The sequence below is a fragment of the Blautia hansenii DSM 20583 genome (assembly GCF_002222595.2).
GTDB classification, from domain to species: domain Bacteria; phylum Bacillota; class Clostridia; order Lachnospirales; family Lachnospiraceae; genus Blautia; species Blautia hansenii.
Genome location: NZ_CP022413.2, coordinates 106,106 through 130,000, shown reverse-complemented (window position 1 = coordinate 130,000; position 23,895 = coordinate 106,106). Strand labels below are relative to the sequence as shown.

Here is a 23,895-nt window from a genome sequence, read left to right as displayed (position 1 = left end):
ATCTTCTATTTACTATGTCAAGCTCTTTTTGTTTATTTTTTTGTTTTTATTTCTACAATTAATACAAATAAAGAGGGAAAGCGCCCTCTTAACAACGCTTTCCCTCTTTATACACAATCTATACTCTAATTTTAAATATTAGGGTCTGTTGGATCCCAATTCTGACTAGCTGGAATTTTAATTGTTGCAGGCTTATCAAATGGAGTTGCTGCATAATCTGAAATTGTAACTTTTGTTCCTAACTTACAGTTATCATAAATCCATTTTGCATCACGTACAGTTAAGCGTACACAACCATGAGATGCCGGTGAACCTAATTTATTATAATCTCTTGCACGAATATTATAGCTTGTCATATTATAACCAGCTACGGAATGGAATAAAATTCCTCCATTAATTCTGGTACAATATTGACCATAAGAAGGTCCCATCAAAGTATGCCAACGATATTTATCCGGTGTATAGAATGTTCCTGTTGGTGTCGGTGTAGAGGAAAGTCCTACAGAACAAGTAAATGTTTTTGCCGGAATAATATACCCATTGCTTCCGTCTTTTGCATAAACTGTCACCTGACACCTTTTACGATTTATTGTAACTTCATAAGAAGATTGTCTTCCCAGAACACCATCTAAATCCTGTAATAAATGGCCTGAATTATTAAAATAATATTTATATCTTCCTATATATTTCCAACCCTGTGCCATCAAACCGCTTTCATCGAACCAGTACCACTGTCCGTTCATTTTTTCCCAAGTGTTAGATGCCATTGCACCGCTTTCATACGTATAATACCATTTGTCCCCTTCGGTCCAAATCCATCCTGTCTGCATCACTCCGGCTACATCCAAATAATACCATTTGCTCCATACTTCCTGCCAGCCTGTTCGCATTGCTCCGTCCGCTCCGAGCCAATAATATTCTCCGTCAATCTCTTGCCAATACGTTCTCATCACTCCGTCATCAGCCGCTTTGCCGAGATAATACCATTTACCCCATACTTCCTGCCAGCCTGTCCGCATCGCTCCGTCTGCCCCAAACCAATAGTACTTTCCGCCTATTTCTTGCCAATATGTTCTCATCGCTCCGTCATCAGCCGCTTTACCGAGATAATACCATCTACCCCATACTTCCTGCCAGCCTGTCCGCATCGCTCCGTCTGCACCGAGCCAATAATATTGTCCATCTACCATTGACCAATATGTCTGCATCACTCCATCGTTTCCAAGATAATAATATTTACCCCATACTTCCTGCCAGCCTGTCCGCATTGCCCCATCACTTCCAAGCCAATAATATTTTCCGTCTATTACTGACCAATATGTCTGCATTGCTCCGTCTGTTCCGAGATAATACTTCTGTCCCCATACTTCCTGCCAGCCTGTCTGCATTTTTCCATCTGTACCTAGCCAATAGTATTGTCCGTCTGCATACAACCAATAAGAAGCACGATATCCATCTTTATCAAAATAATATCTTTCACCTTCTATTTCCCACCAGCCGTCTTTCAGCAGATTTCCATTCTCATCTTTGTACTGCCAACCGTTTTCATTTTCAACCCATCCATTTTGCGGCTTCTCCGGTTGTGGATTATCCGGGTTTTCCTGCTCTGTATCTTCTTCTGTCTCAACATCCTGATTTTGCATACTCTCTTCTGTAATTTCCGATAATACAGTATCTTCTACATCTGTTTCCCCCATAGCAGATACTGTAAAGCTGGCGCTTAAAATACCTAAAGCAATTACAGCAGCCTGTAACGTTTTTTTCTTCATCCCTTTTCCTCCCGCTGCTTTTTTTATTTCTATATTGATATCCTATTACAATTTTCTGGTAATTTCAACCACATTTCTTCATATACACATAAATGTAATACTTTCGGTATAAAATAGAAAAAGTCGGACCGTTCATGAAACAGTCCGACACAAAAAATCTTACTTTTATAAACATTTTATAAATATTTCTTTAAATCTTCCACTCTGTCTAAATTTTCCCAAGGCAGGTTCAAATCATTTCTTCCAAAATGTCCGTAAGCTGCTGTCTGTTTATAGATTGGACGGCGTAAATCCAACATTTTAATGATTCCTGCCGGCCTTAAATCAAAGTTCTCACGAATAATTTCCACTAAACGTGTATCAGAAAGCTTTCCGGTTCCAAATGTATCAACCATAATGGAGGTCGGATGTGCTACACCGATTGCGTAAGACAACTGAATTTCACATTTTTTTGCAAGACCTGCTGCCACAATATTTTTTGCCACATAACGAGCCGCATAAGCCGCAGAACGGTCTACTTTTGTACAGTCCTTACCAGAGAAAGCGCCGCCGCCGTGACGTGCATATCCGCCGTAAGTATCTACAATAATTTTACGTCCTGTTAATCCACTGTCCCCGTGAGGTCCGCCGATTACAAAACGTCCTGTTGGATTGATAAAGAATTTTGTTTCATCATCCACCATATCTGCCGGAAGAATTGGGTCGAATACATATTTTTTAATATCTGCATGAATTTGTTCCTGTGTCACTTCCGGATCATGCTGTGTAGATAATACCACTGCATCCAAACGCATTGGTTTATCATTCTCATCATACTCTACTGTTACCTGTGTTTTTCCATCCGGTCTTAAATAAGTAAGTACACCGTCCTTACGTACTTTTGTAAGCTGTAATGCCAATTTATGTGCAAGAGCAATCGGATAAGGCATAAATTCTTCTGTCTCATCTGTTGCAAATCCAAACATCATACCCTGATCTCCGGCGCCGATTGCATCGATTTCTTCTTCAGACATTTTATTTTCTTTTGCTTCTAAAGCTTTATCAACACCCAGAGCAATATCTGCTGACTGTTCGTCTATTGTCGTAATAACGCCGCAGGTATCTGCATCAAAACCATATTTCGCTCTTGTATAACCAATTTCACGAACAGTATCCCTTACAATCTTCGGAATATCTACATAAGCGCTTGTTGTGATTTCACCCATAACCATAACAACACCTGTTGTTGTAGCAGTTTCGCAAGCAACACGGCTCATTGGGTCTTTTTCCATAAGCGCATCTAAAATCGCATCAGAAATCGCATCGCACATCTTGTCCGGATGGCCTTCAGTTACAGATTCAGAAGTAAATAATCTTTTTTCCATGTGTTTTCTCCTTTTCTTGAGTTTATATTTTCTCTCGCATTTTACCGCCGTACATTGAAAAAGAGCCCGACAAAGCGGACTCATATACTTTTCATAAAATGAATCCTCTTATTGTTCGATTATTCGCTCAGGTTGGCACCTTCCGCCATGCGGGGTTGCCGTGACTTCACAGATCCTATGTATCTCCATCACTCTGAATAAGAGAAAATATAACATTTACAATTTTCTATTTAACACTACTACGATAACGCTTTTCCCGTTATCCGTCAAGCATTTTTTCTAAAAACTCCATCAGCCTACTCGAAGCTGGAATTTTTTAATTTCTTTTTCACTGGAAACCTTTTCAATTTCAGCGCCAAGGCTTCTGAGCTTTTCTTCAAAACGCTCATATCCTCTCTGAATATAAACAATATCGTCCACAATCGTAATGCCTTCTGCTGCCAGACCGGCAATAACAAGGGCTGCACCCGCCCTTAAATCCGGCGCGCTTACTCTTGCTCCCGCAAGCTTCTGCACTCCGTCAATAATTGCAGTATTTCCCTCTACCTTAATATTAGCCCCCATTCTGGTAAGCTCATCTGCATATTTAAAACGATTTTCAAAAATACTTTCCGTTACAATACTTGTACCCTCTGCCAGAGTCAACGCCACGGCAAACTGAGGCTGCATGTCCGTAGGATAGCCCGGATATGGCATTGTTTTTACATTTGTGCGTTTTAAACGTTTATTTGCCACAACACGCACCGCATCATCGAATTCTTCTACCTGACATCCGATTTCTTCCAATTTTGCTGTCGTTGCTTCCAAGTGTTTTGGAATAACGTTTTTCACCATAATATCCCCCATGGTTGCTGCTGCTGCACACATGAAGGTTCCTGCTTCAATCTGGTCCGGAATAATGGAGTAAGTTGTACCATGAAGCTTGTCCACTCCCTGAATACGGATTACATCTGTACCGGCTCCTTTAATATTTGCGCCCATGCTGTTAAGGAAGTTTGCAACGTCTACAACATGAGGCTCTCTGGCCGCATTCTCAATAGTCGTATTTCCCTGCGCCATTGCCGCTGCCATCATAACATTGATTGTCGCACCCACTGACACCATATCCATAAAAATATGTTTTCCTGTAAGATGCTCCGCCTTTGCTACAACTGCACCGTGAATAATATCTACTGACGCACCGAGAGCCCGAAAACCTTTTAAATGCTGGTCAATCGGACGACTTCCTATATTACAGCCTCCCGGAAGGGGCACTTCTGCATTTTTATATTTGCCTAAAAGAGCACCCAACAAATAATAGGACGCTCTGATTTTCTTAATATATTCATACTCAACAGTAATATTTCCAATGGTTGCTCCCGCAATCTTTACTTCCGTAGGTCCAATGCGGTCAACAGTAGCACCAATTTCTTTAATCGCCTCTAATAACACATTAATATCACGAACATCTGGTAAATTTTCAATGTGTACCGTCTCATCTGTCATGATTGCTGCTGCCAGTATAGCCAGCGCTGCGTTCTTGGCACCGCCAATTTCCACTTCACCGACCAATGGGTTTCCACCCTTAATAATATACTGCTCCATATACACACCTCTTGTTTTCCCAGGTATCACTACCTGTCTAAATCTATGTCTTCCTGTCTGTCACAGGTTTTATCTATTTGTTATAAAGCCATTTCTCGAATTCACGTCTGTTTACAATACTTTCTCAATACTATTTTATGGCTTATCCATTATATTATAACAGATATATGAATTTGTAAATAAAAATCCGCATTTTCCCGTTTCTCCACAGTTTTCCAAACCCTTGCCGTCAATTATTCAGCAATATTTTCGAGAATTTTCTGTAAAGTTCCCTCTACATCCAGATTTTTCTCATCAACTACAATATCTGCATATTTTTCATAAAGAGGTGTCCGCTCATCGTACAAGTCTTTTAAAGTCTGTCCGTCTCTTAAAACCACGCCTCTGCCTCTAAGATTTCCCAAACGTTTCTTTAGTTCTTCATATTCCAGCTTCAGGTATACCACTTTACCGATTTTCCTCAAATGTTCCATGGCTTCTGCACAGTATACCACGCTTCCTCCCGTGGCAATTACTGATTTTTCTGTCTCAATAGAAGCATTTACTCTGTTTTCAATTTTCAAAAAACCATCCTGTCCGTCCCTTGCAATAATTTCCCGCAAAAGCAGATTTTCAGACTTTTGAATTAACAGGTCTGAATCTACAAATTCATATCCCAGCACCTTCGCCAGAATAACACCTACCGTACTTTTTCCTACACCGGGCATTCCAATCAGTGTAATATTTTCCATACTCATTTCCCCTGCTTCTTCTGTTTTTTCTTTCTTTTCTTCTTAATACTATACCCAAAGGTTCCCAATTTCTTCCCTAATCCATAATACTCTCCGTGGGAATAAACAATTGGATTTGACATTGCCAAATCAAACTTGCCTTTTTCATCCATGTATTGGTCATCCACATGTACCGCCAGCACATCTGCCGTAAACACGCTGTGGCTTCCATACTCCTGCACTTCTCTTACCCGACATTCAATAGAAACTGGAGACTCCTTTATCATCGGCGCTCCCACATGAGAGGCTGATTCTCTTGTTAAATGTGCCTCTTTAAATTTATCTACGTCACGACCGGATTTGACCCCACAGTAATCGGTTGCATAAGCCAGTTTCTCCGTAGTAAGATTAATCACAAATTCTCCTGTTTCTTTTATCATATAATAGGAATATCGTTCCGGTCGTACAGAAATAGACACCATAGGCGGATTGGTACATACTGTTCCTGCCCATGCCACGGTAATAATATTGTCCTTCCCTTCTTCATCCGCCACACTCACCATTACCACCGGCAGAGGATAAAGCATATTTCCCGGTTTCCACTCAATTTTACTCATTTTCTTGTCCTTTCAAAACCAATATACAATGCACTAATTTCCGTTCTGCTGCAAAGTTCCGATAAATGCAGGTATCAGCTGTTTCTTTCTGGATACCACACCGGGCAGTATATAACCACTGTCAGACTCCTGCACTTCAAACGCATCTCGTACCAGTTTTCCACTGCCCTCTCCGTAGCAGATAATTTCAGAGGACTCATCCAAAATATTAGTCAGCATGAAAAATACCATAGAAATTCCGTTCTTTCCGCACTCATGTTCCATAAACGGAATAAGCCTTTTCTTTAAATCCTTCAGCTCCTCTTCGTTCATGGAGCTAATCTGTCCTACGCCAAAATTCACGGTATCCGCTGTAAAACGCTTGAAATCCTGATAGAAAATAACTTCCGTAGTCTTTCCTCTCAAATTACTTCCCGCAGTAAACATTTCTTTTGCATGTTCTTCTATATTAATTCCCGCAATCAAAGCCAAAGCGCCTGCCGCCATTTTATCTGCGGAGGTACAGGTAGGCGAACGAAACATCAAAGTATCTGAAATAATCGCAGAACATAAAAGCCCCGCAATAGACGGACTGATTTCCAACGCCTTTTCCACATAAATCTGATACATAATTGTCGCTGTACACCCTACCGGCTGATTGCGGAACATCACCGGCTGTAAAGTTTCCAGTGAGCCCAATCTGTGATGGTCGATAATTTCCAATATTTCTGCCGCATCAATATTGTCCACTGCCTGTGTCTTCTCATTATGGTCAACTAAAATCAGCTGTTTCTTTTTCATTCCCAGCAAATTACGGCGGGAAACCGTACCAATATATTTGCCATGCTTATTTACCACCGGAAATGCTCTGTGTCGGTTTTTTACCATGATGTCCTTTACATTATCGGTAAAGTCATCTGTCTGAAACGTAATCAGATTTTCCTTTTTCATAATGTGTTTCACAGGAATACTCTGATTAATCAATCTTGCTACGGTAAATGTATCAAGAGCGGACTGAATGATGACGCACTGGTTTCTTTCTGCCGCCTCAATAATATCTGCAGATACTCTGGCATGGTTGCACACAATCATACAGCTTACATTTTCCTGAATAGCGCATAAGTGGTCTTCATGGCGGTCTCCTAAGATAACCAAATCGTCTTCCTCCAGAAAATCTCCTAATTTATCCGGATTTGCCGCCCCGATTACCACCTTTCCCTTTACAAAATACCCATGGGAATTTCCTGTTACAATGACGCCTTCTACGGTATTGGCAATACTTCTGTACTGGGTTCTGGCATTGGAAAGGAAATAATTGTCATGGGCATCCATGTAGGATTTTGCAATATCTCCTGTGGTAATCAATCCTTCCAGCTGTCCGTCCTCTTTTGTAATAGGCAATGTTACTGCACTGCTCTCTTTCATAATTGCCCACGCATCTTTAATGGAAATACTGTTGGGAACTCCCGGAGTTTCACGAATATCCATATCTTTTACCTGTGTCCCAACATCTGACAGGTAACCCGGCGCTTCCACACCAAATCGTTTCAGCACATATTCTGTTTCTTCATTTATCTGTCCCGCTCTCTTTGCCGCATAGCGATTTCCGTTACTCATTCTGTTCTTTATATCCGCATAAGCAATCGCTGAACAAATAGAGTCTGTGTCTGGATTTTTATGTCCGATAATGTATATTTTTCCTTGCTTTCCCATTCTTCTTTCCTTTCTGCCTTTACTGCAGTTCTATCTGTTTTTATAGTAACATACTTCTAAATCAATGGCAATTATGATATACTTAATCCAAAATTTAAAACATGGAGGTATTTCAATGTCAGAAGAAATGAAAAAACAAGAAACTATGGAAGACTACATGAAAGAAATTGACGCTTCTTTCTCTAACTTCCGTGACGATGATATGCTTATATGGGACAAATTAGAGCAGATGAAGGAAGACAAAACAGAATTTGAAGTGTCCGTGGAGGGCATTGTAAAAGGCGGCGTTATTGCTTATGTAGAAGGTATCCGTGCTTTTATCCCGGTTTCCAAGCTGGCTTTAAATTATGTAGAAAATCCAGAAGATTTCTTAAAAAAGACCATTACTGTAAGGGTTTTTGAAGTAGACGAACAGGAAAACCGTCTTGTTCTCTCTGCAAAAGAAATTTTAAAAGAAAAGGCTGACGCTGAAAAACGCAGTAAAATTGACGATATTAAGGTGGGAAGTATTGTGGAAGGTACCGTAGAGTCCTTACAGACTTACGGCGCTTTCATTGATTTAGGTGACGGAATATCCGGTCTTGTACACGTTTCTCAGATTTCCGAAAAACGAATTAAATCACCGAAAGCCGTTTTAAGCATTGGCGATACAGTAAAAGCAAAAGTAATCAAAAACGAAGACGGAAAAATCAGTCTGAGCATGAAAGCGCTCAATGAAATCGCAGAAGAAAAAGAGGAAGAACCGGATTACGAATTACCGGAAAGCGAAGAAATCTCTACTTCCTTAGGCTCTTTATTTAAAAATCTGAAATTATGAAACGATTTTTACAACGATTTTTCATAGAAGGGGCTCACGGAATGGCATGTGGTATCTTTGCCACATTGATTATGGGAATGTTTTTGCGACAGATTGCGAACCTTTTCCCCAGTGACTTTAACAGTACGCTTATTCATTTAAGCGGGATTGCCACCGGACTTACCGGAATAGGCATTGGGGTGGGTGTTGCCTGCCAGCTTCAGGAAGCGCCTCTTGTTGTACTATGTGCCGGTATTGCAGGTATGTTAGGAGGCGATGCCGCCGGTCCGTCAGCGTTTTTGTGCTCTTTTCTGGCTGCCTTTACAGCTATTGAACTTTCTCGTCTCTTTGTCAAAAAAACTCGTTTTGATTTATTTCTGTGTCCTCTTACGGGATTTTTATGCGGAGAACTTATAAATCTTTTGCTGGAGACACCCCTGAGTTACTTTATACAGGAGTTTGGCAACTGTGTAAATTGGGGAGCACAGCAACAGCCTCTCCTTATGGGGATAATAGTTGCAGTACTTATGAGCATCGCCGTTGTTTTCCCTATCGGTACTGCTGCACTGGGCGTTATAGCGGGATTATCAGGACCGGCTGCCGGAGCGGCAACCATCGGCTGCTGTTGCAGTATGGTAGGAATGGCTGTTGCAAGTTATCGAGAAAACGGTTTTTCAGGACTTCTTTCTATCGGAACAGGCACGCCATTGCTGCTGCTTCCTAATATTCTGAAAAACCCATTCCTTCTGCTGCCTCCTATACTTTCCAGCGCCATTTTAGGACCTCTGGGCGTTCTCTTAGGAAAAATGCAAAATTCACCTAACGGTTCCGGTCTGGGCACTATGGGACTTATGGGACAGACGACTACTTGGGAAACCATGACAGCAGGAGAAGCCCCGCAGATGGTGTTTTTAAAAATCCTTCTGTTTCATTTCATCCTGCCGGGCGTCCTTACGTTGTTTATTGCCAACGGCATGCGAAAATTAAATCTGATTAAATCTCAGGACATGCTTCTTCATACAACATAAAAATCTTTTTTGACTGTCTGTCGCTTTTCTGCTATACTAAGAAAAAGTGACAGACTTTTATTTTCTTTAATGAGGACACAAAAATGGAAAAACTTATAGAACTAATCAAGCAAGAAGATGCAGACGGCTGGGAAACGCTCATGTTCCTCTACAACGCCGCTTTAAAAGAAATTAATACAAAAATTGATATTCTCAACGATGAATTTCAGCACATTTATCATTATACTCCTATTGAACACATTAAATCCCGCATTAAAACTCCGGCAAGTATTGTAAATAAGCTAAAAAAGAACGGTTATGAAACCAGTGTGGAAAACATGGTGAAGTACGTAAATGACATCGCAGGTATCCGCATTATATGTTCTTTTACTTCTGATATCTATTTGATTGCAGATATGATTACAAAACAAAGCGATTTAAAGGTAGTTTCTGTGAAGGATTACATTACGCATCCAAAAGTAAGCGGATATCAAAGCTATCACATTCTGGTGACAGTTCCTATTCATCTGACACAGGGAATTGTGGATACCATTGTGGAAATACAAATCCGCACCATTGCACAGGATTTCTGGGCAAGTCTGGAACATAAAATCTATTATAAATTTGAGGGAAATGCACCAGATTATATTCGCCGTGAGCTGCAGGAATGTGCAAATATCGTTTCAAATCTGGATCGACGTATGCTCTCTCTGAATGAAAAAATACAGGAATTTTCTGAAAAGAATTCATAAAGAATTGTATTAAAGAAATCTATCATAGCCTTTTATAAGCAGGATCTGCCGCTTAAACATGATATACGCCTAATGCGGCAGCTCCAAATTTCTTATTCTTGATTACCGGAAAATAAATTCTTAAAGAACTCTATAATTTTATCAAAAAATCCCTTTACCTCTTCTTCATTAATATCCAGCTTTAATCCTAAATCTTCAATCTTATCGTAAAGATTTTTTGCCTGTTCTTTTAAGCTGTTGATATCCAAATCCAGATTTTCGATTTTTTCCATGAGCTTTACAATAGCCTGACGGTCTTCCTCAGAAAGCTTTACCTCCATCTCTTTTACAGCCTGGTCTACAATTTCTCCGATTTCTTCCGGTGATGAAACGCCGCTGCTGACTACCTCTCCTTTAATTGCTCCGATGAGCTGCTCTGCTTTTTCCTGACTTCCTACATCTTCCGCAATCTGTCCGGTAATAACCAGCTCATTGGTAGCTGTTTCTACATTTTCTTCTTTTACTTCTTCACCTGTCATATTTTCATAAGATTTAATCGCACCTACCAAAGCCGCTGTTCCTGAAATTTTAAACGGACCTGCCACCACAATATCCGCATCCTTAATTCCCGCTGTGGCAAGGGCATTTTCGTACATTCCCGGCGTACAGTATGTAATATTTTTTGTTGTTACGTGAATTCCGTTTCCATCTTCTTTTCCCTCTACCAGAACAGAAGAAAGAGCCCTTGAACCGATAACACTTTTATCCAGATAAGAGTCCAGATAATTATGCTCATCCTTATTTGTAACCGTAGCAACAGTATAATCTTCTAAATCCTTTTCCGAAACACCTAAAAGCTCCAAAACAGAAGCCTTTTCCTGCGCATTCAAATCTGCTCCCAGCGAAATATAGGGAACATCTAGCTTTGCATCCTCTCTGTCCGCATAAACAGGCATAGAACAAGATGCCATAATCACACCTGTAAGCAGCAACGCAATTCCTTTTTTCTTCATATCTTCAATCTCCTTAAATTCTACATATTTTATATACCACATGTGCCGGCGAGGAAACACTCAAAAGGGTATTTCCTTTCCAAACCGAAGTTGTCACTTTAAATATTATTCAGAAATATTGATGCACTTTTAGCGAATTTGTCGAGCACGCTTTGAGATTATAAGCTCAAAGTGAGCGCAGGCTGAGCATAAAATGTATCAATATTTCCGGATATATACTTAATGCGACAACTTCATTATACCACATTTTCTCCCACATACTTCTAAAGTTTCTCTAAAGGTTCTCGAAAGAAGAGCTGTATATCCCTTGCCCCCTTTCCCGGAAAAGTGTATGATAAGAACAAAAAGTTTAACATACGAAGGAGCTTTTATTATGTCCATCGCCAATCAGGAAATGATACGCAATAATAACCGCCGTCTGGTATTAGAATTTATTATAAATAACCCTCCTGTTTCCAGAGCAGAACTGGCAAAGCAATTATCCCTTACAAAAGCAACCATTTCCAATATTGTACAGGAATTATTGGAACAGAATTTCATCAGGGAAATCGGCAGTGCCCAAACCTCCATGGGAAGAAAGCCCATCCTGCTGGAGTTTAACAAAGCTTATGGTTTTGCCCTGTCTTTAGAAATACAACCGCAGCAGATTATTGCCCTTTTGACAAACTTAAAGGGAGAAGTACAGGAAATCAAAAAAATCCCCTTCTGTCCACAGGATAATCTTTTGCAGCATTTAGAACAGATTTTAAATTTCTATATCAGAGAAAATACTGCGTTTAAAAATAAAATTATCGGAGTTTCCATTGGTATTTATGGAGTTGTCCAAAAAAACGAAATTTTATTTACGCCTTATTATCCTCTCCCCAAAAGCGGTCTGGGTACACATTTGCAGGAAACTTTTCAAATTCCTGTCTTTGTAGAAAATGAAGCAAATCTCTCTGTTTTGGGAGAAGCCGCCTTTCATCACAAATATAAAAATATGATACATATCAATGTGCATGACGGAATTGGTATGGGAATTCTGGTAAACGGACGCTTATATAAAGGACGGGATGGCTATGCCGGTGAATTCGGGCACACCATCTTATTCCCTGACGGAAAACCATGCCCCTGCGGAAATCAGGGCTGTTTTGAGCTTTATGCCTCTCAAAGAGCCATTCTGGAAAATTATGCTGCCCGACAGAAGAAAGAAAACGTTACTATATCTGAATTTTTAAAGGATTATGATGCAAACCTGCCTCTTGCCCATGAAATGATGGATTTATTCGTGAAATACATCTCCATTGGCATTAACAATATTATTAACACCTTTAATACTGATATCATTGTATTAAACAGCGCTTTTTCCAATCATATTCCTGATATCAACCAAAGAATTTCAGAATACTTGGCCGGACATCAAAACAGAGACTGTAACATTATCCCCTCAAAATTAGGAAATCTCTCCTGTCTTTTAGGAGGCGCACGGATATCCGTTGAAAACTTTTTAGATATTCACCACTTGCAAATTCCCTGTCATCTTCCTTTTTAGGGCTTTAATGTGGAACATTCATAAAAGTTTTCAATTTCGTTCACGATTTCTTCACAAGTTCATCATGCTTTGAACATATTTCCAATATATACTAATATCATAAAAATAATACAGAGCAAATTATTTTTATATTTTCTTTTTCATAAGTCGGCGTTAATGCCGACTCTCCTTCCTTTAATATTTATAAAAAAACATCGCAGACTCACTTCTCTGCGATGTTTTTCTGTTTCTTATTTACTTTTAAATTCATTGGTCAATGCAGCAAACTCTTCTAAGGTCAATGCTTCTCCTCTAATTCCCTCAGGAAATCCACAAGCCTTAATTGCTCTTTGAATTTCTTCTTTTCCAAAGGAAAGCTCCGGAGAATTATTTAAACCGTTGGCAAGAGTTTTTCTTCTCTGATTAAAGGATGCCCGAATAATGCGAAACATCAGCTTTGTATCAAACACCTCTACCGGAGGTTCTGCATGTTTTGTAAGACGTATAACGGCGCTTCCCACCTTCGGTCTTGGCATAAAGCAGTTAGGCGGCACATTGGCTACAATATAAGGTTCTGCATAATACTGCACTGCCAATGACAACGCTCCGTATTCCTTTGTTCCAGGTCCTACCTGCATTCGGTCCGCTACTTCCTTTTGCACCATTACGGTAATGGACTCAATTGGCACATCTCCTTCAAATAATCCCATGATAATCGGTGTTGTAATATAATATGGCAGATTTGCCACAACTTTAATGGGTTTTCCATTATTGTGCTCATCTGCCAGTTTTTTGATATCGACTTTTAAAATATCCTCGTTGAGAACAGTTACATTAGAGTAGTCCTGCAACGTATCCTCAAGAATTGGTATCAGCGCTTTATCAATTTCAACTGCAACCACTTCTCTGGCCGCACATGCCAGATACTGGGTCATGGTCCCAATTCCGGGACCAATCTCCAGTACAAAATCCTCTTTTGTAATCTCGGCAGCGCTTATAATCTTATCCAACACATGGGTATCAATCAGGAAATTCTGCCCGAATTTTTTCTGAAAAACAAAATCGTATTTTTGAAGAACTTCTATGGTTCTTTTAGGGTTTCCCAGATAAGGGGCTGTCATCTTTTTTCCTCCTGACTAAATATCAAAATCTTTCTCATACAGCATAATTCTGCCGCTTTCATCATCTAAATGGCGTTTTGCCACTTTCTTTCCTAATCGGCGTCCTTTCTTAGAAGCTTTTTTAATGGCTTCATCCATCATACCTCTGACTGTGCCGATTGTGACCGGATTTTCTTCGTTCTGATTATCTCCGATTAAAGTATATAATGCAAGAACTGCCATATCGTCAATTTTATATCCCAGCTCTTTTGCATAAGTTTTCGCAAAAGATACCAGCTCATCATTGGTAAACACAGGAATTACAATGCGGGAGTCAAATTTTTTGATAAATTCCGGATATTTTTCTTCCAGACTGCGGATACCCGGTTTCAAATCCTCTAAAATTACAGTCAAACGATTTGTCTTAAATTCCATAGCCTTTGACATATCTTCGACTATTTCCTCGTCTAATTCTCCTGCATTTTCAACTACCAGAAATCCTCCTGATAATTTTCCCACAATGGCTATTGGGTCTTTTTTATTCAATTCCTCTGCTGTGATAAACGCAACCTTAGCGCCTTCCATCTGACGTTCTTTGCAAAGAGCTTTAATCAGCCCTTCTGAAAGTCTTGTCTTTCCGGAACCTTCACGTCCTGTAACGATAATATTTCCTGCCTGAGATGTCTTGGCACATGCAGACTCCTGTGCAGTATCTAAGGCTTCATTTATCTGCTGTGTCATACCCGGAACAGGTGCAAAATATGTAAACAATCTTCTGTGTTCTTCTTCTGTAAGGTGATGACGCATTAAGCCTTCGACTGCTGTCTGAAATGCAGAAGATTTCTGCGTTTCATCTACTGCCGAGGCTGCCACACGTTTTATATGGCATTCCTCCTGCTGTGACTCAACGGAAGTTTCTTTCTCTATTTCCTGTTCCAAAGCCTGTGAAAAATCAATTTCACCCATTGCCTCTTTGACTTCTTCCACAGGAATTTCTCTGGTTGCCTCCTCAGATACTTCTTCCTCCGCAGTCTCTTCTACCGCTTCTTCTGCTGTCTCAGCAGTTTCCTCTAAAGCTTCTTCTGTAATTTCTTTGGCTTCTGCTAAAGCTTCTTCGGACTCTTCCTCTGTATTTTCTGCTGCCAAAGCTTCGATTTCATTTGCTTTTTCTTCAAAAACAGCGCTTAAATTTTCTGCAATCATAGCAGCCTTTGCCGCTGCCGGCGCAGGAAGAATATCTTCTTCTGCTTCTTTAGAACTTTCCTCTACAACCTCTTCGGTTTCTTCAACAGCTTCTGTAACTTCTTCTTCACCCGGTTCTTCTGAAATCTCCGCAAGCGCCTCTTCCACAACTTCCTCGTTTACTTCTTGAACAGTTTCTTGTGTTCCTTCGGCAACTGCCTGCGCCAACTCGTTTGCGGTCTCTGCCAAAAGCGCTTCTAAATCAATTTCCAGACTTTTTGTATCTGTCTTAAAGGCTTCTGTCGCTGCACCATCAGAAGAAAGCATCTCTGATTTCGGGGCTTCTGCCTTTACCTCCATTGTCATTGCGCTTCCAATATGAAACGGCTTAAATTCAGTGCCCTTTGTCATATCTTCCGGCTCTAAATCTTTAATCACATATCCCTGTTCTTCCGTAGCCGTAGACGGTTCTTTTGTTGCCGCTGTTTCCATGTCCTCTGACACTGCTGCCTTTGGCTGGAACACATCCCTTAGCCCCTGTGCCACGCGGTCCGGAAGGTCTTCCGGCTGTTTTGGCTGCATAGGCGCTTCCTGAGGCTTCACTGTTTCAGACGGAGCTTCCTGTGTAAGCCCTCCCAGCTTAATACTGTTTAATATCTCTTCAATTTCCTTATCCTGCTGCTGATTGAAAGGCTCATTCATCTGCACCGGTACTGTCTTCGGTATTTCAACAGCACGAACAGGAACACCTTTTGCCTTGTTATAGCTTTCCTGCTGCGCTGCTGTCAGCGGTGTAAAGCGCATTTTTAATTCCATGGCCTTTGTAACATATTTTCCTTCGCTGAACCATAAAATCAAATCGTCACACTCTTCAATGCAAGCATCCTTCATACCTGCCTTTGCATACAGCCGTGCCAGCTCATAAGCCCATCTTTCCGTATACTCTTTGCTCTTATAATCCTGAAGAATTGCAATCTGTTCTTCAATCGGTGAACGTCTCGCTCTGTAAATTTTATATTTTAAAATGTAACGGCTGTTGTCATTAGGAGAAATCTCCACAAATTTCTTATAATAATTCAGTGCCTCGTCAAATTCACCCATTTTAATAGAAAGCTCAACTAATCTGTATATGACAGTTCTTCCAATAGGAGCTCTCTGATGTGCAAGGAGCAGAAGTTTTCGACTATCTTCATACCTTTTATTAGCTTCGTATATCTCGCCTACCATACATAAGGTTCTGGCACTGCGTACTCTACGCCAATCAATGGTATCTACAATTTTTAGAGCGCCTTTGTAGTCCTGTCTGTCAACTAACTGACCGATTTCTTCCAATTTTGCTCTGTACTCGTTTTTATCCAATTTATTCACCTCTGTACATTTATTGATTTGTATATAGTTTCAAATATGTGTTCTTATCTGTAATTCTTGCTGAGGGTATAAGACTCCATAATTGATTTAATTCTAGCATACAGACTATTGTATGTCAAAGTAAATGATTGGAAGGAGACAAAAAAATGGGAATTCTGATTTACAGAACTCCCTGAAGCTTTTTATTTTATACTCTTTGTGATACGAAAATTTTTCCGCTGTATTTTTTCAAAACTGCCGCCAAAACATTTCCCAGTATTCCACAGGAAATAATTTCCCCAATTCCTACGGTTAAAGCCAAAAATGGAATTGGAAGTACCACACCGTAAGCATAGCGAAGTACAAACGGAACGACCAAGGCATTTACCAAAATAGGCGGTAAAACTGCCAATGCTCTATGGTGATTTCTCAATGCGTATGTCCCTGCTGCTCCTACAAGTGTTGCGATGCTGCCGCAAATAATGTCAGGTAAAATTGCTCCGCCTGTAATATTTCCAATCAGACATCCTACAAACAATCCCGGAATTGCCGCCGGTGTAAAAATAGGTAAAATTGTCAGCATTTCTGCAATACGAACCTGTATTTCTCCGAAGCTGATAGGTGCAAAGACAATGGTAAGCACCACATAGATTGCCGCAATCATTGCAGCCTGTGTTAAGTACGACACATTTTTGTTTTTCATATTCTGTTTTCTCCTTTAGTTTTGTTTTACGTGTGGAAGGTCACGAACACACGATTCATTTTATGCCGGAAATCGGCGAAACCCTTATAAGACCTTGTTTTTATGGGCTTTACAACGTGTTGTAGTATAGCACAGGAACTGATGAAAATCAAGATTTATGAAAAATTTGAAAATATAGCACATAAAGCTCAAATCTGCATATTGTATTCTTAAATTGCATATGCTATAATGCCAGTAGGCAAAAAGATAATGCTATTCCATAGTGAACAGCAATGAAAACCCCTCGGACTGCATTCCGAGGGGTTTTCTATTCCTAATTTTGGTGTGGAAAGGCTTATATCCACAGGCTAGTTACCGGCTATTTGTCGCCATCTAACCATTTGATGATGTAGTGGCAAACTACACCAGCCGCAACAGCGACAATAAAAGATAATACTAAATCCATAGTGAGCACCTCCCTTCTGTACCGGTATAGGAGGCGGTAACATTATCAGTATAGCTTAGTCTATTTTATCTGGCAATCACTTTTTGTTGCTCAATTTTCTGAAACAGCCTTGCCAACACAATAACCGCTGCTGCTGCCAATACAACCTCTGCCACAAACTGTGCATAAGCCAGTCCATACAAAGGAAGTAAATAATTTAAAAGATACAGCGCCGGTATTTCCAGAATAATCTTTCTCATAATCGCAAAAATAAGAGCTTCTTTTCCCATTCCCACAGATTGGAACACACCTACTGCAAGGAAATCCATACATAAAAACGGCAATCCCAGGCAAAAGCCTCTTAAAAATTTTGTTCCATAAGAAATAATTGCTTCATTAGACATAAACATTTCTGTCAACTGAGCAGAACTTAAATAATAAAAAGCTGCTACAACGGTAATAAATCCCAGACTTGCTCTTGCTGCAAATACCAGCGTACCTTTCATTCTCTTATGATTACCGCTGGAGTAAGTATAACTGATTAAAGGCATAATTCCCTGAGAAATTCCCATGGCAATGTTCATAGGAACCATATTGATTTTCTGGGTAATCCCCATTGCCGCAACTGCATCTGCACCAAAAGAAGATGTAAAATTATTCAAAATCGTCATTCCCGTAACGTTTAAAAGGTTCTGAATTGATGCTGGAATTCCCACTGCACAAATTCCACAGATAATATTTTTGTCCAGAGAAAGGCGTTTGGGATTTACACACACAAAAGTACTTTTTCTTTTTTTATAGAGTAATACAAAGAAGTAAATACAGGCAACACAGTTAGATAAAAAGGTGGCAAGTCCTGCTCCTTCCGCTCCCATATTCAAGCCCCACGGAAGTATAAAAACAGGGTCCAAAATAATATTTAAAAAGCAGCCGCTCATTGTTCCGATACTGGCATGCAGCGCAGAACCCTCTGCTCTTACCATATACGCCATAACAACATTTAAAATAGCAGGCACTGCTCCGTAAATAGAGGTCCATTTCAAATATTCTCCTGTGGCAGCCATGGTCTCAGTATTTGCTCCCAGCATACGAAGCAGCGGTGCATTAAAAACAAAACATGCCAACGCAAATAGCGCACCGGATATAATTGCACAATAAAAGCCCAGTGCAGAGCTTTTATATACCGTATCGTAATCTTTTCTTCCCAGAGCACGGCTCATCATACTGGAGCTGCCCACTCCGAAAAGATTGTTCACCGCATTAAATGCCAAAAGCACCGGGGCTGCCAAGGTAACTGCCGCATTCTGAATTGGGTCATTGCACATTCCTACAAAATAGGTATCCGCCAGATTATAAAGCACCATAACAAGCGAGCTGAGAATTGTGGGTATTGCCAGCTTTGCAACTGCCTTTGGAATTGGTGTCTGTTCAAACAAAATGATTTTATCTGTATTTTCCGACAACGAATTTTCCTCCACTTCTATTAAATTCCTGCATAATAAGGGCTGCTCATTAAGCAACAACTCCATGTACGCCTAATGTGGCAGCCCTTGTAATTATTCTATCTAAAAATCATTTTCTTAGCAATACTGACGCACAATTTCCTGCATCTTTTCAAACTGTTGTTCCATTTCATCAACCAGACGGAACTGTGTACGGGCACGAACCAGATTGTGCTCCGGATAAGCTGTCTTAAAGTAAGTATCTCCTTCCAGATAATCTGTCAGGAAACGCATACCACATTCCAAAGTCATTAAGCGTGCTCCCCATGGAAGACTTTCTATTTCCTCAGGTGTAAGCACACCATCTGTACCTTCCAGATAACCTTTCACATACATTTCATATAAGGAAATATCGAAGTGCATTAAATCCAGATTTCTTTCATCCTCTTCTGCGGTAGCTGCGCCAAAACGGATAGAGTCACCAAAATCATTGGCAGCCAAGCCCGGCATAATAGTATCTAAATCAATAATGCACAGTCCTTTTCCGGTATCCGCATCAAATAAAATATTGTTTAATTTCGTATCATTATGTGTTACTCGTAAAGGAAGTTTTCCTTCTTCCTGCTGTTTTACCAGAACGCCGCAATCTGCTTCTCTTTCCAAAGCAAACTTAACCTCAGGGCGGCAGGTAATGGCTCTGTTTTTAATATCACGCTTTACAGCACGCTGGAAATTTGCAAAACGTTTTACTGTATTATGGAAATCAGGAATGGTCTCTTTTAAGCTGGATGCCGGATAATTACCAAGCTGCTTTAAGAAATGTCCGAAACTGTTTCCTGACTGATAAAACTGCTCCGGTTCTTCCACCAACTGATAGCATACAGAATTCGGAATGTAATGATAACATCTCCAAGGCTGTCCTTCACTGTCTTCAAAATAAGTGCATCCGGCTTTTGTCTTAATACAAGATAAAGTTTCTCTGTCCGGATCTCCGCCTTCGTCTCGAATAACGTTACGAAGGTATTCTGTTACACCGAAAATATTTTCCATAACCCCTGCCGGATCTTTAAATACGTTGTTATTTACTCGCTGAAGAATATATGCAAACTCATCTCCTGCATCCGTAGGCATATAAACAGCATAAGTTTCATTGATATGTCCCTGTCCAAAAGGTTTCACATAGCTGCATTGATTACCAAATCCGAAAGCATATAAGGCATCTTCCAGATTTCTGTTTGTAACGCCGTCAATTTTTCTTCTGGTAGAAAATACCACTTCGCCGGCCTCCACTTTACGTTTTACATCAATATTACAATTTGCTTTCACAACGCTTCCCAGTCCGATATGTGCTCCCTTTGCAACATGAGAGTCATGGTCTACAACCGCACCGCTGTTTACAAGAACACCATGCTCAATGACTGTATGTGTATTAACAACTGCACGCTGCATAATAAAACTTCCGTTGCCAATTTCCGCACTTGGGCTTACTACTGCTGACGGATGAATAATTGCCGGCACTTTATATCCTGCTTCCATGAGCTTTTCTGTCCAATAAAGGCGCATTCCGTTATCTCCGAGAGCTGCTACTGCTGTATCATATTCTCCTAGAAATGCCTGATAATCACAGCATTTTCCAATGACATCTTCTCCTTTAACTGCATCATCCAAAAATACTACTTTTGCATATCCAATCAGTCTGGCTGTTTCCTGTATCATCTGACCAAAACCGCCCGCACCTAAAATCAATAAACTTTTCATTTGTTTTTGTATGAAGCTTATAAGCTTCTATTTCTCCTTTCACAAATATCGTTTTCATTGTCTCCTATTTTATCATACATAGTAAAAAAAGAACACCTTTTTGAACTTTTCTGGCAAAAAAGTGCTCTTTTCGCTTTAACCATACAATTATTTTGTATAGTTGTATATTATTCTATTCACTTTTTACAAGGTTTCCATGAAAAAGTCTAAATAACATACGTGCCTTTTCCACGCATTTTGTAATTTGCTCCTGTTTTTCTTCCTGTGAAATATCCTCCGGAAATCCCAAATTCAAAATCTCCATGTAGGCACTTAAAAAATCATTCCAGCGAGTCCTTTTCACATCTAAAACACCTCTAATTCCTGCTGCTGCCGAAATATAACGGGCATCGCATTTTTGTGCCCATATTCTATAATCTATACGTACTAAACTAAAAGAGTCCACCGCTATTGCATATCCTTCCAGAACCCGCTCCTGTCCCTCTTTCAAATCTCTAAGTTCTCTTGCATGATTTCCTATAAATGCAGCTACACCTGCTATACTTTCTTCACTTACAGAAGAGCAAAAAAGTCCCTGAACAAATTCTCTTAGACTTTCTCTGCTGCTTATATCAGTCTTTTCCGCACGATAGCGCATAATAGTCTCAGAAGCATATATAATCGGAAACTTCGATTTTCTCATAAAATCCTGTTCCAATATCCAGTCTCTTAGCGCTTTACTTAACAGCTCCCCTTTTCCCTCACAGAGCTTGGAAAAGTGATTATCTCTGTCATTCCTATCCTCCACTGATTAAATCTGCATCTCCTCTTCAAAATCTCCTCTCATTTCGCAGAATTCCTCTGTATCAAAGAAGTCCTTTAATGAAATCTCAAATCCCTCGCAAATTTTATGAATAGTAAATATTCCCGGATTTTTGGTTGAGCCGTTTACAATGTGCAGCAATGTAGTCAGGGGAACTGCTGATTTATAGGATAGCGCATAATAAGTTATTCCTTGTTCCTTACACAGATTATTAATACGATCTGCTAATATCTTTCGTGAACGAATCATAAATAGTACCTCCATTTTTGGTACTATCAGTGTACTACTTATTATTTTCCAATTACTACCATATATAACACTAGTGCCTTATTTGATAGTACACTTTCCATCTCTATTCTACTGTAACACTCTTTGCAAGATTTCTTGGCTTATCAACATCCAAGCCCTTAGCAACTGAAATATAATATGCCAGCAACTGCAGTGGAACAACAGCCAGACTGGTAGTAAAAACATCCTGTGTCTTAGGCACATACACAGTAAAATCTGCAATATCTTCTATGGAATAATTCCCATAAGAAGTCAGCCCTAAGACACATGCTCCACGACTTCGCACTTCTACTAAATTGCTGACCTCTTTCTCAAATAAATCCGGTTGTGTTGCTGCACCAACTACCAGAACTCCTTCTTCAATAAGAGAAATCGTGCCATGTTTTAATTCCCCTGCCGCATAAGCTTCAGAATGAATATAAGATATTTCTTTTAACTTCAAAGAACCTTCTAAAGAAATGGCATAGTCCAGACCTCTTCCGATAAAGAACACATCTTTTGTATGCGAATACTTATTAGCAAGCCACTGTATCCTCTCTTTTTCATCTAAAATCTTCTGAATTTTCTCAGGAAGTCTTCCCAGCTCGTGAATATATTCTCTATACTCTTTATCTTTAATCGTACCCCTTACTTTTCCAAAAAGTAATCCAATGAGATAAACTGCTGCCAGCTGAGTACTGTACGCTTTTGTAGTAGCCACGGAGATTTCCGGTCCTGCCCATGTATAAAAAACACTATCCGCTTCTCGTGCAATAGAACTTCCTACTACATTTACAATTCCCAGCACTTTATAACCCTTTTTCTTAGACTCCCTTAAAGCTGCCAGCGAATCTGCCGTTTCCCCCGACTGACTCACGACAATCACCAATGTGTCCTTCGCCATAAGGGGATTCCTGTAGCGAAACTCCGATGCCAAATCCACATCTACCGGTATTTTTGCCAGCTTTTCCAGCACATATTTCGCACATACGCACACATGATATGCAGAACCACAAGCTACCATCTGAATACGACTGACCTTCTTAATATCTTCGTCTGTCATTTCCAATTCGTCAATCACAATTTTCCCATTCTTAATTCTGGGACTGATAGTATCTGCTACTGCTTTCGGCTGCTCATAGATTTCCTTCAGCATAAAATGCTCAAAGCCCTCTTTTTCCGCTGCTTTTGCATCCCACTCCACGGTTTTGAACTCTTTTTGCAATTCTTCCTGATCAATATCATAAAAACGTATACCATCTGCCTTAATTTCGGCAATTTCTCTGTCATCAATGTAGCATACGGTCTTTGTATACTTCAAAATCGCAGGGACATCAGATGCAATGAGATTTCCCTGAGGAGATTTCCCAACGATTAAAGGACTATCCTTTCTCACAGCATACATAACTCCCGGATTTTCCTGAAAAAGAATTCCCAACGCATAGGAACCTCTCACTCTTCCTAATACCTTTGTAATCGCTTCCAAACAGTTCCCTTTGTAATAATAGTCCAAAAGATGGGCGATTACTTCTGTGTCTGTTTGTGACACAAATTCATAACCTTTTTTCTGTAAATATTCCTTTATTTCCTTATAATTTTCAATAATCCCATTATGTACCACCGCGATTTTTTTATCCTTTGATACATGAGGGTGCGCATTAATCACTGATGGTTCACCATGCGTAGCCCAGCGGGTATGACCAATTCCACAATACCCTTTTACCGCTTTTCCATTATCTGTCATCTCACGAAGCGCCTGTAAACGACCTTTCGCCTTGATGATTTCAATTTCTTTTTTGTCGCGGCTATTATCCAGCACCGCAATACCCGCAGAATCATATCCTCTATACTCCAGCTTGGAAAGCCCCTCTATCAAAATAGATGCCGCATTTTCTTTTCCCACATATCCCACAATTCCACACATATTTTATACCTCCTATTTGTACAATCGTTTTATTTTTTTGTATTTTCGTCTAATTATAGCAGATTTCTTTCCATTTTTTAATGTTTTCTTGCATATTTTCTCATTTTTTCCATACCTTACAAAAAAACTCCTTCATTATCCTTTTTTTCTTAT

At 39.9% G+C, this 23,895-nt stretch carries 19 protein-coding genes and 1 riboswitch; of the genes, 4 read left to right on the top strand and 15 right to left on the bottom strand.

Going from position 1 to position 23,895, the window contains the following annotated elements:
* Positions 1 to 131: 131 nt before the first annotated feature.
* From CGC63_RS00650 to CGC63_RS00625, 6 genes are all read right to left on the bottom strand, one after another.
* Entirely contained in the window at positions 132 to 1,769 is a 1,638-nt protein-coding gene (locus CGC63_RS00650) for a L,D-transpeptidase family protein (protein WP_003023144.1), read from the bottom strand.
* 176 nt (positions 1,770 to 1,945) lie between these two features.
* Positions 1,946 to 3,133 (bottom strand): methionine adenosyltransferase, encoded by a 1,188-nt coding sequence (gene metK, locus CGC63_RS00645; RefSeq protein WP_009247667.1) that lies wholly within the window; start codon positions 3,131 to 3,133, stop codon positions 1,946 to 1,948.
* Positions 3,134 to 3,238: 105 nt separating this feature from the next.
* A riboswitch (SAM riboswitch) is annotated at positions 3,239 to 3,337 on the bottom strand.
* Between the two features lie 87 nt (positions 3,338 to 3,424).
* The gene (locus CGC63_RS00640) at positions 3,425 to 4,717 is read right to left on the bottom strand and encodes a UDP-N-acetylglucosamine 1-carboxyvinyltransferase (protein WP_003023146.1); all 1,293 of its coding nucleotides are present in this window, start codon (positions 4,715 to 4,717) and stop codon (positions 3,425 to 3,427) included.
* A 233-nt stretch (positions 4,718 to 4,950) separates the two neighbouring features.
* Positions 4,951 to 5,448, bottom strand: a complete 498-nt coding sequence (locus CGC63_RS00635; protein WP_009247668.1) for a shikimate kinase — start codon at positions 5,446 to 5,448, stop codon at positions 4,951 to 4,953.
* A gap of 2 nt (positions 5,449 to 5,450) precedes the next feature.
* The gene (locus tag CGC63_RS00630) at positions 5,451 to 6,044 is read right to left on the bottom strand and encodes a flavin reductase family protein (protein ID WP_003023148.1); all 594 of its coding nucleotides are present in this window, start codon (positions 6,042 to 6,044) and stop codon (positions 5,451 to 5,453) included.
* 33 nt (positions 6,045 to 6,077) lie between these two features.
* Entirely contained in the window at positions 6,078 to 7,736 is a 1,659-nt protein-coding gene (locus CGC63_RS00625) for a putative manganese-dependent inorganic diphosphatase (RefSeq protein ID WP_003023149.1), read from the bottom strand.
* A gap of 115 nt (positions 7,737 to 7,851) precedes the next feature.
* On the opposite strand from CGC63_RS00625, the gene CGC63_RS00620 reads away from it, so the two are divergent.
* The 3 genes from CGC63_RS00620 to CGC63_RS00610 all read left to right on the top strand — a co-directional run bounded on the left by CGC63_RS00620 (position 7,852) and on the right by CGC63_RS00610 (position 10,291).
* On the top strand, positions 7,852 to 8,553 hold the full coding sequence (locus CGC63_RS00620; protein ID WP_009247670.1) for a S1 RNA-binding domain-containing protein: 702 nt from the start codon (positions 7,852 to 7,854) through the stop codon (positions 8,551 to 8,553).
* Positions 8,550 to 9,560, top strand: a complete 1,011-nt coding sequence (locus CGC63_RS00615; protein ID WP_003023151.1) for a PTS sugar transporter subunit IIC — start codon at positions 8,550 to 8,552, stop codon at positions 9,558 to 9,560. Before CGC63_RS00620 ends, CGC63_RS00615 begins: the two co-directional genes overlap by 4 nt.
* 83 nt (positions 9,561 to 9,643) lie before the next feature.
* Positions 9,644 to 10,291, top strand: a complete 648-nt coding sequence (locus CGC63_RS00610; RefSeq protein ID WP_003023152.1) for a GTP pyrophosphokinase — start codon at positions 9,644 to 9,646, stop codon at positions 10,289 to 10,291.
* Between the two features lie 92 nt (positions 10,292 to 10,383).
* Here CGC63_RS00610 and CGC63_RS00605 read toward each other — a convergent pair whose 3' ends face one another.
* Complete coding sequence (locus CGC63_RS00605) at positions 10,384 to 11,283, bottom strand: DUF1002 domain-containing protein (RefSeq protein WP_009247673.1); 900 nt, start codon at positions 11,281 to 11,283, stop codon at positions 10,384 to 10,386.
* A gap of 331 nt (positions 11,284 to 11,614) precedes the next feature.
* Here CGC63_RS00605 and CGC63_RS00600 point away from each other — a divergent pair, with 331 nt between their 5' ends.
* The gene (locus tag CGC63_RS00600; RefSeq protein WP_003023154.1) at positions 11,615 to 12,814 is read left to right on the top strand and encodes an ROK family transcriptional regulator; all 1,200 of its coding nucleotides are present in this window, start codon (positions 11,615 to 11,617) and stop codon (positions 12,812 to 12,814) included.
* 230 nt (positions 12,815 to 13,044) lie between these two features.
* Here the strand turns inward: CGC63_RS00600 and rsmA are convergent, their stop codons facing one another.
* The 8 genes from rsmA to glmS form a co-directional block, all read right to left on the bottom strand.
* Positions 13,045 to 13,914 (bottom strand): 16S rRNA (adenine(1518)-N(6)/adenine(1519)-N(6))-dimethyltransferase RsmA, encoded by an 870-nt coding sequence (gene rsmA, locus CGC63_RS00595; RefSeq protein WP_003023155.1) that lies wholly within the window; start codon positions 13,912 to 13,914, stop codon positions 13,045 to 13,047.
* 15 nt (positions 13,915 to 13,929) lie between these two features.
* Positions 13,930 to 16,443 (bottom strand): hypothetical protein, encoded by a 2,514-nt coding sequence (locus CGC63_RS00590; protein WP_003023156.1) that lies wholly within the window; start codon positions 16,441 to 16,443, stop codon positions 13,930 to 13,932.
* A gap of 187 nt (positions 16,444 to 16,630) precedes the next feature.
* Positions 16,631 to 17,125, bottom strand: a complete 495-nt coding sequence (locus tag CGC63_RS00585) for a QueT transporter family protein (RefSeq protein ID WP_003023158.1) — start codon at positions 17,123 to 17,125, stop codon at positions 16,631 to 16,633.
* Positions 17,126 to 17,635: 510 nt separating this feature from the next.
* Positions 17,636 to 19,078 carry an MATE family efflux transporter gene (locus tag CGC63_RS00580; RefSeq protein WP_003023160.1) on the bottom strand — a complete coding sequence of 481 codons (1,443 nt, stop codon included), beginning with the start codon at positions 19,076 to 19,078 and terminating at the stop codon, positions 17,636 to 17,638.
* A gap of 51 nt (positions 19,079 to 19,129) precedes the next feature.
* Positions 19,130 to 20,749: a phosphotransferase gene (locus tag CGC63_RS00575; protein ID WP_003023162.1), complete on the bottom strand. Its 1,620-nt coding sequence runs from the start codon at positions 20,747 to 20,749 to the stop codon at positions 19,130 to 19,132.
* A 172-nt stretch (positions 20,750 to 20,921) separates the two neighbouring features.
* Positions 20,922 to 21,536 (bottom strand): hypothetical protein, encoded by a 615-nt coding sequence (locus CGC63_RS00570; protein WP_003023164.1) that lies wholly within the window; start codon positions 21,534 to 21,536, stop codon positions 20,922 to 20,924.
* 3 nt (positions 21,537 to 21,539) lie between these two features.
* Positions 21,540 to 21,800 (bottom strand): helix-turn-helix domain-containing protein, encoded by a 261-nt coding sequence (locus CGC63_RS00565; RefSeq protein ID WP_009247678.1) that lies wholly within the window; start codon positions 21,798 to 21,800, stop codon positions 21,540 to 21,542.
* A gap of 103 nt (positions 21,801 to 21,903) precedes the next feature.
* Complete coding sequence (gene glmS / locus CGC63_RS00560; protein ID WP_003023166.1) at positions 21,904 to 23,742, bottom strand: glutamine--fructose-6-phosphate transaminase (isomerizing); 1,839 nt, start codon at positions 23,740 to 23,742, stop codon at positions 21,904 to 21,906.
* Positions 23,743 to 23,895: the final 153 nt, after the last annotated feature.

What these genes read in the sequence shown, in the direction of transcription:
- CGC63_RS00580 (WP_003023160.1), bottom strand. Translation starts at nt 19,078, where the DNA reads ATGGAGTTGTTGCTTAATGAGCAGCCCTTATTATGCAGGAATTTAATA.
- CGC63_RS00620 (WP_009247670.1), top strand. Translation starts at nt 7,852, where the DNA reads ATGTCAGAAGAAATGAAAAAACAAGAAACTATGGAAGACTACATGAAA.
- metK (WP_009247667.1), bottom strand. Translation starts at nt 3,133, where the DNA reads ATGGAAAAAAGATTATTTACTTCTGAATCTGTAACTGAAGGCCATCCG.
- CGC63_RS00610 (WP_003023152.1), top strand. Translation starts at nt 9,644, where the DNA reads ATGGAAAAACTTATAGAACTAATCAAGCAAGAAGATGCAGACGGCTGG.
- glmS (WP_003023166.1), bottom strand. Translation starts at nt 23,742, where the DNA reads ATGTGTGGAATTGTGGGATATGTGGGAAAAGAAAATGCGGCATCTATT.
- CGC63_RS00630 (WP_003023148.1), bottom strand. Translation starts at nt 6,044, where the DNA reads ATGAGTAAAATTGAGTGGAAACCGGGAAATATGCTTTATCCTCTGCCG.
- CGC63_RS00575 (WP_003023162.1), bottom strand. Translation starts at nt 20,749, where the DNA reads ATGAAAAGTTTATTGATTTTAGGTGCGGGCGGTTTTGGTCAGATGATA.
- CGC63_RS00615 (WP_003023151.1), top strand. Translation starts at nt 8,550, where the DNA reads ATGAAACGATTTTTACAACGATTTTTCATAGAAGGGGCTCACGGAATG.
- CGC63_RS00605 (WP_009247673.1), bottom strand. Translation starts at nt 11,283, where the DNA reads ATGAAGAAAAAAGGAATTGCGTTGCTGCTTACAGGTGTGATTATGGCA.
- CGC63_RS00600 (WP_003023154.1), top strand. Translation starts at nt 11,615, where the DNA reads ATGATAAGAACAAAAAGTTTAACATACGAAGGAGCTTTTATTATGTCC.
- rsmA (WP_003023155.1), bottom strand. Translation starts at nt 13,914, where the DNA reads ATGACAGCCCCTTATCTGGGAAACCCTAAAAGAACCATAGAAGTTCTT.
- CGC63_RS00650 (WP_003023144.1), bottom strand. Translation starts at nt 1,769, where the DNA reads ATGAAGAAAAAAACGTTACAGGCTGCTGTAATTGCTTTAGGTATTTTA.
- CGC63_RS00640 (WP_003023146.1), bottom strand. Translation starts at nt 4,717, where the DNA reads ATGGAGCAGTATATTATTAAGGGTGGAAACCCATTGGTCGGTGAAGTG.
- CGC63_RS00565 (WP_009247678.1), bottom strand. Translation starts at nt 21,800, where the DNA reads ATGATTCGTTCACGAAAGATATTAGCAGATCGTATTAATAATCTGTGT.
- CGC63_RS00635 (WP_009247668.1), bottom strand. Translation starts at nt 5,448, where the DNA reads ATGGAAAATATTACACTGATTGGAATGCCCGGTGTAGGAAAAAGTACG.
- CGC63_RS00585 (WP_003023158.1), bottom strand. Translation starts at nt 17,125, where the DNA reads ATGAAAAACAAAAATGTGTCGTACTTAACACAGGCTGCAATGATTGCG.
- CGC63_RS00625 (WP_003023149.1), bottom strand. Translation starts at nt 7,736, where the DNA reads ATGGGAAAGCAAGGAAAAATATACATTATCGGACATAAAAATCCAGAC.